The following is a 13,034-nucleotide window of genomic DNA, read 5'->3' as shown; positions in this document are numbered from 1 at the left end:
TTTTATGACAAAAAAAATATTTGATTATGAATTAAATGAAAATCTAGATTTATTTGTGCTAATTAAGGCTGCTCAGGCGCGGCTGGCTAAAAATGGCAAACAGTTCATCGCCTTTGAGTTTGAAGATAAGTCGGGTGAAATTAGCGCGAAGTACTGGGATGCTTCGGATGAAGAAGTCAAACGTTATCAAAGTGGGCAAGTCGTACATTTAAGTGGAAAGCGTGAAAATTATCAAGGAAATCCGCAGATTAAAATTTATAAGCTCAGGTTAGCGACCGAGCAGGAACCTAATGATCCAAGCTTATATGTTCAAGGAGCACCCCAAAGTGTTACGGAGATGCAAGCGGAGCTTGAAAAATTTGTATTTAAGATTCATAACAGTACGTGGAACCGGATTGTGCGGGTGTTATTGCAGAAGTATCAAGCCCAGTTTTTTACCTACCCAGCGGCTAAGAAAAATCACCATGCCTTTCAAGGCGGCCTAGCATACCATACGCTGACTATCTTGAAACTAGCACAAGGTGTAAGTCAACTTTACCCGCAAGTAGATGAGTCGTTGCTTTACGCTGGGGCGATTTTGCATGATTTGGGGAAGGTAATCGAATTGTCGGGGGCAATGAGCACCCAATATACGGTTGCCGGTAATCTATTAGGTCATATCGTACTGGTTGATGAAGAAATTATTAAGGCCTGTCAACAGCTAGGCATTGATACCGCTAAGGAAGACGCCATCTTATTACGGCATATGATTCTAGCTCACCATGGTTTGCTTGAGTATGGCTCGCCTGTTACACCGCATATTTTAGAGGCTGAAATCTTACACCACCTCGACGATTTGGATGCCTCTATTCAAATGGTGGAAACCAGTCTTAGCCACACTAGCCCGGGTGAATTTTCGGAACGGGTTTTTGGTTTAGAGGGGCGGTCCTTTTACCAAAGAAAGCAAGGAAAATTAGAGTAAAAAAATGGAACTCAATTGAGTTCCATTTTTTTAGCTTTTATTTGCTTGAAGAAGCTGATGATGAAGTTGAAAGGTAATTAGATAAGACATCCTTTAAGTCCTTGTCTTTGATGGAAACTTTACCACCCTTAAGCACCTTAGCAACGACTTTTTGCATGTATTCGGAATCGGATTCCTTGTTAGCAATAATTTGCTTCTTCAAATCTGAAATATGATCACTCATCTTGCCCTTGCCAGGATTCTTGACGGACCAAATAATGTGGTAGCCGTAAGAAGTCTTAACTGGGGTAGCTGTGTATTCGCCTTGTTTTAGGGCGAAGGCTGCCTTCTTAAATGAGGAAGCTAAACTAGTATCAGTATTGTCAAATGAAGGTAATTTACCACCATCGCTAGCAGTTGAAGAGTCGGTTGAGTTCTTCTTAGCTAATTTCTTGAAGTTAGCGTAGGTAGGATCAGCCTTTAATTGGTTGATAATGTCTTCGGCTTCAGACTTCTTAGAAACCAAGATATGAGCAACGGTAATTTCTGGTTGGTACTTAGCCCATTGCTTCTTTAACATCTTGTTAGTAATCTTGGTATGGTCTTTAACAGCTTCTTCTAAGAGTAAGTTAGAGCGAATAGCTTTTTTGAAAGAAGAGTTAGTATAACCATATTGTGACAAGACTGTGGAGAAAGTTGAACCATACTTTTCTTTTTGTTCGTTGAATTGTTTATCAACTTTCTTAGATGTAACCTTTGAACCATAGTCTTTTTCTAAGACCTTGTCTAGAATCATTTGTTCTAAGACGGCCTTACCAGATGAAGTCTTTTTCATGCTGGAGTAGTATTCACTTTCAGTAATCTTTCCACCTGAAGTAGTAGCAACAGTTTTAGAACAAGCAGCCAAACTAAAGGTCATTAGGACACCAGCACATGCCACTAACCATTTTTTCATTGTAGAAAACACATCCGTTTCATTAAATTTCTTGCAAAGCAAGTTAACGCTTATAACTATACCACATCTAACTTGAACTTTGAGCATAAATTTCTTCTTTTATAGAAAAATCTAAAACAATTCAAAAAAAGTTCACTTTTTTAAGTCAAAGTCGGTTAAAGCTTCAATGTGGCTACTACTTTCTTCACTAAACTTTGCCACGGCTTCACCTAATTCTGAAATAACGGGTAAAGTAGCATCTACTTCTTGGGCTAAGTGTGTCAAGGAAGCATTAACTTTTTGCAGGGCAGCTAGCCAATCATCTACGGCCGCAATGTTTTCGTCAACAGTTTGTTTGAGCTGGCGGCCAGTAGTCAAGATTTGGTCACGTTTGAGGTAGGCACCAGCTGCAAGCGCGGAGATGCATAAAATTTTAGTTATTGGTTTTGTCACTTATTTTTCCACCTTGGTTTCGATACTTTTAGCAATTAGGGCCAAGTCAGTTGGAGTGTAGTTAGCAGAATTATCGGTGAACTTCATCGCAAATCCATCTTCAGCGCCGAAGCGTGGGATTAAATGGAAGTGGGAATGAAAGACAGATTGATAAGCGGCTTGCCCGTTATTATTGACCAAGTTTAAGCCAACTACCTCAGGATTAGCAGCCTTGATAGCACGCGCAATCTTAGGAATTCTAGCAAAGACTTGACTGGCTAGTTCTTCATCATAAGCAAATAAATCAGGAACGTGTTTTTTAGGAATGACTAAAGTATGACCTGGAGTTACTTGGGTAATATCTAAAAACGCCTTGACAACTTCGTCTTCGTAGACAGTGGTGCTAGGAATTTCACCCGCGATAATTTTGCAAAAAATACAATCTTCCATGAAAAGACCTTCTTTCTGAAAAATAAAAATAGTTTACAATTATCAGTATACACTATAAAGGAAAGTTTAAGTTAATGTATAATTAAAGAAAATGTTTTTTTAGAAAAGAGGAAGTTCATGACTTTAGAAGTAACAGATTTAGTTGGTGGTTACTCACAGATTCCTGTTTTAAAGCAAGTTTCATTTACGGTAGCTAAAGGACAATTAGTGGGCTTGATTGGGTTAAATGGTGCAGGTAAGTCTACAACCATTAACCATATTATTGGCTTGTTAAGACCACAAAAGGGGAGCATTAAGATTAACGGGGTTAGTTTAAGCAAAGATAGCAAACGCTATAAGCAAAGTATAGCCTACGTTCCGGAAAGTCCAATCTTGTATGAGGAGCTAACCTTAAAAGAACACATTGATTTGACTATCATGGCCTATAACTTAGATGAAAAGCAGGCCTGGCAAAGAGCCCAAAAGTTATTAACAACCTTTCGCTTAGATAAAAAGTTAGACTGGTTTCCGGCCAACTTTTCTAAGGGGATGAAGCAAAAGGTAATGATTGTCTGTGCCTTTTTGACGGATGCAGATTTATTTATTATTGACGAGCCTTTTTTGGGCTTAGATCCGCTAGCGATTAGGGATTTACTGGCATTAATCGCCGAAAGAAAGGCACAGGGAGCGGCTATTTTAATGTCGACTCACGTTTTGGATACCGCCCAAAACTACTGTGACAAGTTTGTGCTCCTCAATGAGGGACAAGTGACGGCAAGCGGTAGTTTAGCTGAGTTACAAGCAAAATATGGGAATAGTCAGGCAACGTTAGCTGATTTGTATCTTCAAATGATAGAGAGGAACTAAGCATGGACGAATTATGGCAAAAACGGCGGCAGGCCTACCATAAACACCTGTTAAAATACTTACGCTATGTTTTAAATGACCACTTTGTGTTAGCGTTACTGTTTATTTGTGGGGCGGTCGCCTATAACTACAATAATTTTTTGAAAACTTATGCACTTAGTCAAGGTTTGGGGTGGACCAGAATTATAATCGCCTTAATTTTGGGATTAGCCCTAAGCTTTGGTCGCCTGGCAACCTTTTTGGAGCCGGCTGACCTGGTGTTTTTGGCGCCTAAAGAATCGGATTTAAAGCACTATTTAAAGAAATCATTTGTTTACACTAGCCTGGTGTGTCTCTGCGAACAAGCTGTGATTTACTTACTGTTGTGTCCCTATTTGAAAATCATCCTTAACTTTAGTTTAGGGCAACTAATCTGTTTAGGCCTAAACCAACTACTATTAAAGGAGCTAGGACTTTACTGGGATTATTTGCGCGGCTTTGCCCCCTTAAAACAAGTGGGATTTATGAAGCTAGCTAGCTTGATACTAGTTGTACTGGCTAGTTATTTTCCGCTAGGTGGTTTGATACTAAGCGGGGGATTTTGGCTAGGTTGTCTTTATGGCCTCAAGGTAAACCAGCAAGTAGTGGCCTGGAAGTTTTTAATCGAAAAAGAAGCGGCCCGTATGCAAGGTTTGTACCGTTTCTTTAACTTATTTACGGATGTTAACCTAGTGACGACGAGCGCTAAAAGAAGGAAGTATTTAGACTGGCTCTTACCCACAAGGCCAGCGTATACTTTTTTGTACCTCCGTGGGTTTATGAGAACCAGTGAGTACTTAGGGATTTATTTACGCCTAACAGTATTGGGCAGCCTACTTCTTATATTCATTAAGAATTATTACCTAGCGTGTGGGGTCGCCGGATTGTTTCTTTATCTAATTGGCTTACAATTATTTAGCTTGAGTGACCGTTACCAAGAGATAGTCTTTGTTTACCTCTACCCGCTTAGTGACAAACAACGGTTACGTGAATTTAGTGGGGTCTTGTTACGATTGTTAGTGCCAGTTTGCATTATCTTTAGCACCCTAGTATTAGTTACTGGTCAAAATGTCTACCTGTTTTCTTGCCTATTGTTAGGGTTAGTGTTAGAAAGTTACCTAATTACCAAGCCCTATTTTGTTTGGCGGCAAGGGCGGGTTAGGAAAAACTAACTTGACACTGTGCCTCTAAGTTTGTAGACTTGTATTGTTATCGATATCAGTAGAAGGAGAGCCAAGATGGATTTCGATTTAGAAAACGGTTGGCGCATTTTACCGATAGATGGTGATACTGGGACGGCGTACATGGGGATTAGGCAACAAGAGAAGTTGTTTTTGAAACGGAATACGTCTCCCTTTTTAGCCGCCTTGTCGATTGAAGGAATTACCCCGCGGTTAGTTTGGACAAAACGAATGACGACGGGGGATACCTTAACGGCTCAAGAGTGGCTAAATGGTCGGTGCCTACATAAGGCCGAGATGGATAGCGAAGCTGTTTCTGCTTTATTGTACCGACTGCACCATTCGGCTTTGTTAAAGCGGATGTTAAAACAAGTTGGTGGTCAGGTGGTAACACCGGAGGAATTACTTCAGCGGTATTTTCGGGGGCTGCCACAAGACTTACGTCACCATCCGCTCTTAAAAACCGTAGCTAATCGGTTACGCGCTAAGCAACCACAAGTTAAGCGCTCGAATTACGAAGTATGTCATGGCGATTTAAATCACAAAAATTGGCTTTTATCTGACCAAGGCAACCTTTTCTTGGTTGACTGGGAGTCCGCGGTGATTGCGGACCCAGCGTATGATTTAAGCATGTTAATGTGTCAATATGTCCCACGTAATAACTGGCAGCAGTGGTTACAGACCTACCAAGCTAATGGCCAAGAACAGCCTAGTGGCGATTTAATGCTAAGGATTAATTGGTATAGTTTTTGTTACCTGTTGTTGCAAATCAAAGCTAAGCATCAGCGTGGTCATTTCCATGAAATGAACCAAGACATAATTAAACTCGACGAAGTGGTTAAGAAACAAACAGATATTTAGCAATAAGTGACTGGAAGGTAGTCTGCCTTCCAGCTTTATTTTAGTATGGGAGGAAAATATGCGTTTACGCAATAAACCTTGGGCTAAGCCCTTGATTGAAGCAAATCCACAGTGGGTGGTAACTAATCCTAGTGAGTATCGGGGAAAGTGGCAAGAGCGGTTTGAAAAAGCACAACCTTTATACATTGAAGTTGGAATGGGTAAGGGACGCTTTATTGTAGAGATGGCTAAAAAATATCCCCACTATAACTTCATCGGCCTAGAAATGCAGACTGTTGCGACTGGAATTGCCTTAAAAAAGCAATTGGTAGAACAACTACCTAACCTACAGTTAGTCTGCGCTAACGGGGCCGGCTTGACTGAATTTTTTGCAACTGACGAAGTGGCTGGGATTTATTTGAATTTCTCCGATCCTTGGCCTAAGAATCGGCAAGAAAAACGGCGCCTGACTTACAAGTCGTTTTTAGCGGCCTATAAGGAAATAATGGTAGCCGATGGTCAGTTGGAATTTAAGACCGATAACCGGGGCTTATTTGAATATTCCCTAGCAAGTCTTAATAATTTTGGGATGACCTTTGAGAAAGTCTGGTTAGATTTACACGCAGATGAAGAGGCTGTGGTAGACAATGTAATGACTGAATATGAAGAAAAATTCAGTTCTAAGGGCCAACCAATTTACAAGCTAGCGGCTCGCTTTTAAAAAGTAAGCAAAAAAGTTTGCAACTACCTCTTTGTAGCTTATAATGAAGTCAATTAAATTATTTGGAGGTATGTCCAATGGAAATGTTAGCTAAGATGAATAAAGCAGAAATGGAAGCAAAATTGGCAAATGGTGCCTACGTATTATTCTTTACTGCAGATTGGTGCCCTGATTGCCGCTTTATTAAACCAGCTATGCCAGAAATCGAAGCTGAATTTAAGGAATTTACTTTCATCCAAGTTGATCGTGATGAAAACCTTGACCTGTGCCAAGAATTGATGGTGATGGGAATTCCAAGTTTTATCGTTTACCGTGATGGTAAAGAAGTAGCCCGCTTCGTAAATAAAGATCGTAAGACGAAGGCGGAAGTAACAGCCTTTTTAAGTGCTGCTAAATAAAATATAAGGAGTTTTGGAGCAGATGTTAATTTCAAGTTATAATCCAAGTCAAATGGGAGACGTGTTAGTGACGATTATTAATCCGGATAAAAGCACGCAGGCAAGCGAACAAAAGCAGGATGTGACACGGATTTACGAACCTAAGACAGATTTAACCCTCGGCTATAACTTTTTTAAGTTGAGTGAATATTTACCGGACTTAAAGGAACAAGGGCAAGTCTTTTTAACAACGGCTCAAGTAGCAATTTTAAATGACCACTTAGAAGCTGTTGGCTTTAAAGCCGAATTAGAGGCTGATTTAAGTCCTAAGTTTGTGGTGGGTAAGGTACTTGAAATGACAGAGCATCCAGACTCGGATCACCTTCACATTACCAAGGTTAAAGTTGATAATGAGCAAGTCTTACAAATTGTTTGTGGTGCCCCTAACGTTGATGTAAACCAACACGTGGTAGTGGCTAAGGTAGGAGCAATGATGCCAAGTGGTGCTTTAATTTGGCCAGGTAAGTTACGCGGAGTTAAAAGCGATGGCATGTTATGTGCAGCGCGCGAATTAGCCTTACCTAATGCTCCTCAAAAACGTGGTATCTTAGTGCTTGATGCGGACGAATTTCCTGTTGGTCAAGCATTTGACTTTGAAAAAGGGCGGCAATTATTTATCAACTAATCAAAGAGTATGTTAAAATTGGACTAGTACAAGCTATTTGCTACTAGTCCAATTTTTTGTTAGGAATGGGAAGATGGAAAAATATACAGGACCAGCCTTTTATCAAACAAAGACTAAAGTGGCTGGTGAAAATAATAGATTTAAAGCAAAACATGAAACCCAAGGGGATAAACGAGTCGCCACTAATTTGACTCGAAAGACGGCCTATAACAATAGCCGTGGCTTTCATCCCCGGACCTTTCCACCATTTAGACAGCAAGGTCCGGTGGTTGATCTAAAGGCCAAGTATCAAAAGTTAAGTCAGCAGCTAAAAAAGGCTAAGACAGACTTTATTTTATTTCAAGATGAATCAATTGCAAGTCAACAGGAACTAGAGTTGTTTGATTTGCGGCAACCGGTAGTTGATTTTGAAACTCCAAGTAAAGTAACGACACCAGTGAAACAAGCTGAGATGGAAGCTGCTGTGGTTGAAGCTAGTCCAGCTAAGGCAGTTGAGGATAGTTCGGAAGCGGTGGTAGTTTTTGAACCCCACGAACTTTCTGAACAACCACTGACTCAAACAGAAACAGAAACTGTCGCGGATAGCCAACCTGAGGCCGCACAAGTTGCGGCGGTTATTGAAGAAGAAGCGGCTAAAAAAGAAGAACCAGTAGTTGAGTTTGAAAAGGTCCAAGAAAAACAGCCGGTTAAAACTGGGGATGATAAGCAGCCCCTAGCAACCACAAAGCCAGTGGTTCAAATGCCAACACAACCTAAACAAGCAAGCATAATCTCGGATGTGAGCAGCGAAGCAAAACAAGCGGCCGGGGGTTATGAGCGTCCGGCTTTGACCTTATTACCGGCTCCAATCAGTGAAAATACCGAGCAAGTAACCACCTGGGTAAGTGAACAGGCAACCAAGCTTGATGAGACCTTAAAATCATTTCGGGTTGACGCCCAGGTTGTTAACTGGACAATCGGCCCAGCCGTAGTTCAATTTGAAGTGAAACTAGGCCGGGGAGTAAAGGTAAGTAAAATCACGAACTTAACGGATGATTTACAGCTAGCCCTAGCAGTTCGAGATGTCCGAATTGAAGCCCCAATCCCTGGTAAGAGTAGCGTCGGAATTGAAATTCCTAATCGCTATGCCCGGCCGGTTAACTTGGCTGAAGTTTTGGGATCACAAGCCTTTTTAGAGGCTAAATCGCCACTAACCGTTGCTTTAGGGGTAGACTTGTTTGGCAACCCCCAGGTAACGGATTTACAAAAGATGCCCCACGGATTAATTGCGGGGGCGACCGGCTCTGGGAAGTCTGTGTTTATTAATAGTATGCTCGTTTCACTTTTGTACAAGGCAAGCCCAGCAGAAGTGAAATTGATATTGATTGATCCTAAGGCCGTTGAAATGGCTCCTTATCAAGGAATTCCGCATTTGTTAGCGCCAGTCATTTCCGATGCACAAGCAGCTGCTGCCGCCTTAAAATGGGTGGTAGCAGAGATGGAACGACGCTATGAATTATTAGTGGCTGCAGGAGTAAGAAATATCGAAGGCTTTAACACCAAGGCCGAAGAAAGCGGCCAGTATGGTTTGAAATTACCTTACATTGTGGTGGTAATTGATGAACTTGCTGACTTAATGTTAGTGGCCTCTTCGGAAGTCCAAGATTACATTGCTCGGATTACGGCTAAGGCAAGGGCGGCGGGAATTCATTTAATTGTTGCCACCCAAAGGCCAAGCGTTGACGTGGTAACTGGAACGATTAAGAATAATATTCCCACCCGCATTGCCTTTATGGTTTCAAGTCAAGTTGATTCCCGGACAATTATTGACACCGCCGGGGCGGAACGACTCCTCGGCCGGGGGGATATGCTTTATTTAGGCAACGGAAGTAGTCAGCCAGTCAGACTGCAAGGAACTTATATTGGAGATGAAATCGACCAAGTGACTGACTTTGTTAGGAGTCAAGGTCAGCCTAAGTATGATTTTGACCCGGAAAACCTAAAGAAGAAGTTAACCGAAGATGAAAAGCAAGATAAGCTCTTTCCGAGGATTTTGGACTATATTGTCAATGAGGAGGCTATTTCTACCTCGAAACTTCAACGGGAATTTTCGATTGGCTTTAACCGCGCAGCGGGGATTATTGATCAACTCGAGGAAAAACAATATATTTCAAGGTCAAATGGCTCTAAACCACGTAAGGTATTCTTGACTCAAGAAGGACTAAATAAATTAAGAGCACAGGGCTAAATTTAAAACAAATCAGAGAGCTTTTATGTTACACTATTTCTGAGTGTGAATTAGAAAAGAGGATTATTATTATGAATATGGATACCACATATTTCTTCGTTGGCATTAAAGGGACTGGGATGAGCTCATTAGCCCTAATTTTAAAGGATAAGGGTTGCAAAGTGGCAGGGTCTGATATTGATAAGTATACCTTTACCCAAAGAGGGTTAGAACAGGCTGGAATTGAAGTTTTACCTTTTAGTGCTCAAAATATCAAGGAAGGCATGACGATTGTAAAGGGGAATGCCTTTGGTGAAGATCATGAAGAAATTAAGCGCGCTAAAGAGCTAGGCTTGAAGGTGCAAACCTACCCGGAAACAGTAGAAATGTTAGTGACTGAAACGACTAGCATTGGGGTAGCTGGTGCTCACGGTAAGACCAGTACCAGTGGGTTGTTAGCCCACGTTTTAAGCGGAGTAGCACCTACTAGCTTTTTGGTCGGTGATGGAACCGGGAAGGGAATTTCGGCCTCACGTTTCTTTGTCTTTGAAGCGGACGAGTACCGCCGGCACTTTGTAGCTTATCACCCAGATTACACTATTATGACTAACATTGACTTCGATCACCCGGACTACTTTACTGGGATTGACGATGTGTGTGATGCGTTTGAAACGCTAGCTCGGAATACGAAGAAGGGCATTTTTGCTTACGGTGAGGACAAGCATTTACGGAAGCTAAATTATGACGTGCCGGTTCACTTTTATGGAACTGAAGCAGACGATGAATTTAGGGCGGAAAACATTAAGCGGACTACTAAGGGTTCGACCTTTGATGTTTACCACTTTGATGAATTCGTTGGTTCTTACCAAATTCCGATGTTTGGGGAACATAATGTCTTAAATAGTTTAGCAGTGATTGCAGTAGCTTACTTTGAAAAAGTAGATCAAGATGAAATTAAGCGGGAACTGTTAACTTTCAAAGGGGTTAAGAGACGTTTTTCTGAAAAACGCGTCGCTGATATGGTGATTATTGACGATTATGCCCACCATCCAGCCGAAATTAAGGCAACCTTGGACGCAGCCCGGCAACAGTATCCAGATAAGAAGATTATCGCTGTCTTCCAACCACATACTTTTAGCCGGACAATTGCGCTGATGGATGAATTTGCGGCCAGCTTGAATTTAGCTGATAAAGTCTTTTTGACAGAAATTTTCTCATCAATTAGAGAAAAGGATGGCAAGGTGTCTGCTAAAGACTTAGGTGCTAAGATTACTAAGGGTGGCGCAATTTTAAGTATGGACAACATGTCACCTCTGTTAGACTTCCATGATGATGTAGTAGTCTTCATGGGGGCTGGCGACATCACTAAGTATGAACACGTCTATGAAGAACTCTTAAGTAATTTGAGTTTAAAGAATAATTAATTTTAAAAATATATTGACAAAAAGTAAGTTAACGCTTATGCTAAAAGCATAGATTGAGAAAGGAGTGCGTGAAATGACTAAATTAGTTTGTGTAAACACAATGACTTGTTCATGTTGTCAAACTGGCAACATGTCCTTTGTGTTACACAAATTGAAACGCACTTCAAAAAACCTAAGTTAACTAAACGTAATTAATACTAGTAAAAGTAGGTGGACCTGTGTTTCTGTTTGTGGAAATCCAGGTCCTTTTTGTGTTTAGTAACTAATAAAATTGGGAAGGGATGAAGATCTATGCAGAAGAAAAAAATTGTTGGGTTAGTCATGGCATTAGGATTAGCGGGGTTATTCTTAACGGCTTGTGGCAAACAACAAACGACTAGCAAGCAACAGGAACTGCGTTTATCTGCCAGTGCGCCGTTAGATACGATTGATATTTCCAAGGCGACTGGCTATGGGCAAACAGGTAATGTATTTGAAAGTTTTTATCGATTAGGCAAAAATGGTCAGCCAACTGCAGGTTTGGCTAAAAAAGCAACTGTTTCGGCTGATGGGTTAACTTGGACATTTACCTTAAGGGATGCTAAGTGGAGTAATGGCGACCAAATTACTGCTCAAGATTTCGTCTATTCTTGGCGGCGGTCGCTCACCCCTAAGACGGCCTCACCTTATGCTTACCTCTTTTCCGGAGTTAAAAATGCGGACGCAATTAGCAAGGGCAAGTTACCGGTGGAACAGTTAGGTATTAAAGCACTTGATAACAAGACGGTAGAGATTAGTTTGGAAAAACCCATCGCTTACTTTAAGGTTTTAATGGCCTACCCACTTTTTGGACCACAAAATCAAAAGGTGGTTGAAAAATACGGTAAAAAGTATGCCACTAATTCTAAGTACATGGTTTATTCTGGTCCGTTTGTAATTAAGGACTGGACGGGGACTTCGGATAAGTGGAGTTTTCAAAAAAATCCTAATTACTGGGATAAAAAACAAGTTAAGTTAGATAAGATTAGCTATAAGGTGGTAAGTAATCCTAACACGGGTTATGAACTCTATCAGCAAGACAAGCTAGACATGACACCTTTGTCCAGTCAGCAGGTGAAAAATTACAAGAACAGTAGTGAATTCAAACAATATCCATATTCTTATGTGGCCTTTTTAGCCTATAACTTCAATGCTACTAACGCTGCTAACAAGAAGGCCTTAAATAACCAAAATATTCGGCGGGCCTTGTCGCTGGCACTAGATCGAAAAGTGTTGACAAAGAAAGTTTTTGGGGATGGTTCTCAGGTTCCAACTGGCTTTGTGGCCAACGATTTAGCTAAAAATCCGCAAACCGGAGTAGATTTTGCCAAGGAACAAGCGGTGACTAAGACAGTTGCTTATGACGCTAACTTAGCCCAAAAGTATTGGCGCAAAGGTTTGACAGAAACGGGGCTTAAAGAGCTGACCTTTAACATTCTGGCTTCAAGCGATGCCCCAACAAACGATGCGTTAACGCAGTATCTACAATCTCAATATACAAAGGTGTTACCAGGTTTAAAGGTTAAGGTCCAAAATATTCCAGGAAAGAGCGCCTTAGAGCGGGCCCGTAAGGGTGAGTTTGATATCTATGTTTCCGGTTGGGGGGGAGACTTTAACGACCCGATTACCTTTTTGCAAATTCCATTAACAGGAACATCTTATAACTATGGAAATTACAGTAATTCGGAATACGACCGTTTGATTGCTAAGGCAACTAACGAAGATGCCAATGATAAATTGGCACGGTGGAATGACCTAGTAGCGGCAGCTAAATTATTTAACAGTCAACAAGGGGTCAGCCCACTGTATCAACAAACTACGGCCTACTTACAAAAGAAGCGGGTCAAGGGGATTATTCACAACACGGCAGGAACACAATGGAATTATAAGTACGCCTACCTTAAGTAATTTTTAACCCTCGCCTTTAGTTGGTTTTACCTCCAATTATATGGTAAGATAAGC

The 13,034-nt window shown here is 41.2% G+C and carries 13 protein-coding genes; 10 read left to right on the top strand and 3 right to left on the bottom strand.

Annotated elements, in window-relative coordinates; genetic code table 11:
* Positions 1-4: 4 nt before the first annotated feature.
* Positions 5-961 (top strand): 3'-5' exoribonuclease YhaM family protein, encoded by a 957-nt coding sequence (locus FC14_RS02920; RefSeq protein WP_056976415.1) that lies wholly within the window; start codon positions 5-7, stop codon positions 959-961.
* 37 nt (positions 962-998) lie between these two features.
* Here the strand turns inward: FC14_RS02920 and FC14_RS02915 are convergent, their stop codons facing one another.
* From FC14_RS02915 to FC14_RS02905, 3 genes are all read right to left on the bottom strand, one after another.
* Positions 999-1,895, bottom strand: a complete 897-nt coding sequence (locus FC14_RS02915; protein ID WP_056976414.1) for a peptidylprolyl isomerase PrsA — start codon at positions 1,893-1,895, stop codon at positions 999-1,001.
* A gap of 132 nt (positions 1,896-2,027) precedes the next feature.
* Positions 2,028-2,327 (bottom strand): hypothetical protein, encoded by a 300-nt coding sequence (locus FC14_RS02910; protein ID WP_056976413.1) that lies wholly within the window; start codon positions 2,325-2,327, stop codon positions 2,028-2,030.
* Positions 2,328-2,756, bottom strand: coding sequence for an HIT family protein (locus FC14_RS02905; RefSeq protein WP_050611093.1), 429 nt, complete (start codon positions 2,754-2,756; stop codon positions 2,328-2,330).
* Between the two features lie 117 nt (positions 2,757-2,873).
* On the opposite strand from FC14_RS02905, the gene FC14_RS02900 reads away from it, so the two are divergent.
* The 9 genes from FC14_RS02900 to FC14_RS02860 all read left to right on the top strand — a co-directional run bounded on the left by FC14_RS02900 (position 2,874) and on the right by FC14_RS02860 (position 12,980).
* A complete protein-coding gene (locus tag FC14_RS02900; RefSeq protein WP_056976412.1) occupies positions 2,874-3,602 on the top strand; it encodes an ABC transporter ATP-binding protein in 729 nt (242 codons plus the stop codon).
* Between the two features lie 2 nt (positions 3,603-3,604).
* Entirely contained in the window at positions 3,605-4,792 is a 1,188-nt protein-coding gene (locus FC14_RS02895) for an ABC transporter permease (RefSeq protein ID WP_056976411.1), read from the top strand.
* A gap of 66 nt (positions 4,793-4,858) precedes the next feature.
* Positions 4,859-5,662 carry a phosphotransferase family protein gene (locus FC14_RS02890; protein WP_056976410.1) on the top strand — a complete coding sequence of 268 codons (804 nt, stop codon included), beginning with the start codon at positions 4,859-4,861 and terminating at the stop codon, positions 5,660-5,662.
* A gap of 58 nt (positions 5,663-5,720) precedes the next feature.
* A complete protein-coding gene (trmB, locus tag FC14_RS02885) occupies positions 5,721-6,362 on the top strand; it encodes a tRNA (guanosine(46)-N7)-methyltransferase TrmB (protein WP_056976409.1) in 642 nt (213 codons plus the stop codon).
* A gap of 77 nt (positions 6,363-6,439) precedes the next feature.
* On the top strand, positions 6,440-6,760 hold the full coding sequence (locus FC14_RS02880) for a thioredoxin family protein (protein WP_050611088.1): 321 nt from the start codon (positions 6,440-6,442) through the stop codon (positions 6,758-6,760).
* Positions 6,761-6,782: 22 nt separating this feature from the next.
* Positions 6,783-7,424, top strand: coding sequence for a YtpR family tRNA-binding protein (ytpR, locus tag FC14_RS02875; RefSeq protein WP_056976407.1), 642 nt, complete (start codon positions 6,783-6,785; stop codon positions 7,422-7,424).
* A gap of 73 nt (positions 7,425-7,497) precedes the next feature.
* A complete protein-coding gene (locus tag FC14_RS02870; RefSeq protein ID WP_056976406.1) occupies positions 7,498-9,651 on the top strand; it encodes a DNA translocase FtsK in 2,154 nt (717 codons plus the stop codon).
* Positions 9,652-9,722: 71 nt separating this feature from the next.
* Positions 9,723-11,054, top strand: a complete 1,332-nt coding sequence (gene murC / locus FC14_RS02865) for a UDP-N-acetylmuramate--L-alanine ligase (protein ID WP_056976404.1) — start codon at positions 9,723-9,725, stop codon at positions 11,052-11,054.
* A gap of 291 nt (positions 11,055-11,345) precedes the next feature.
* Positions 11,346-12,980, top strand: a complete 1,635-nt coding sequence (locus tag FC14_RS02860; protein ID WP_056976402.1) for a peptide ABC transporter substrate-binding protein — start codon at positions 11,346-11,348, stop codon at positions 12,978-12,980.
* Positions 12,981-13,034: the final 54 nt, after the last annotated feature.

It is taken from the genome of Ligilactobacillus agilis DSM 20509 (assembly GCF_001436215.1).
Taxonomy (GTDB): Bacteria; Bacillota; Bacilli; order Lactobacillales; family Lactobacillaceae; genus Ligilactobacillus; species Ligilactobacillus agilis.
This window is presented reverse-complemented; position numbering and strand designations above follow the sequence as displayed.

Excerpts from the sequence above, each read along its gene's own strand:
- FC14_RS02920 (WP_056976415.1), top strand. The coding sequence starts at position 5 with ATGACAAAAAAAATATTTGATTATGAATTAAATGAAAATCTAGATTTA.
- FC14_RS02915 (WP_056976414.1), bottom strand. The coding sequence starts at position 1,895 with ATGAAAAAATGGTTAGTGGCATGTGCTGGTGTCCTAATGACCTTTAGT.
- FC14_RS02905 (WP_050611093.1), bottom strand. The coding sequence starts at position 2,756 with ATGGAAGATTGTATTTTTTGCAAAATTATCGCGGGTGAAATTCCTAGC.
- FC14_RS02900 (WP_056976412.1), top strand. The coding sequence starts at position 2,874 with ATGACTTTAGAAGTAACAGATTTAGTTGGTGGTTACTCACAGATTCCT.
- FC14_RS02895 (WP_056976411.1), top strand. The coding sequence starts at position 3,605 with ATGGACGAATTATGGCAAAAACGGCGGCAGGCCTACCATAAACACCTG.
- FC14_RS02890 (WP_056976410.1), top strand. The coding sequence starts at position 4,859 with ATGGATTTCGATTTAGAAAACGGTTGGCGCATTTTACCGATAGATGGT.
- trmB (WP_056976409.1), top strand. The coding sequence starts at position 5,721 with ATGCGTTTACGCAATAAACCTTGGGCTAAGCCCTTGATTGAAGCAAAT.
- FC14_RS02880 (WP_050611088.1), top strand. The coding sequence starts at position 6,440 with ATGGAAATGTTAGCTAAGATGAATAAAGCAGAAATGGAAGCAAAATTG.
- ytpR (WP_056976407.1), top strand. The coding sequence starts at position 6,783 with ATGTTAATTTCAAGTTATAATCCAAGTCAAATGGGAGACGTGTTAGTG.
- FC14_RS02870 (WP_056976406.1), top strand. The coding sequence starts at position 7,498 with ATGGAAAAATATACAGGACCAGCCTTTTATCAAACAAAGACTAAAGTG.
- murC (WP_056976404.1), top strand. The coding sequence starts at position 9,723 with ATGAATATGGATACCACATATTTCTTCGTTGGCATTAAAGGGACTGGG.
- FC14_RS02860 (WP_056976402.1), top strand. The coding sequence starts at position 11,346 with ATGCAGAAGAAAAAAATTGTTGGGTTAGTCATGGCATTAGGATTAGCG.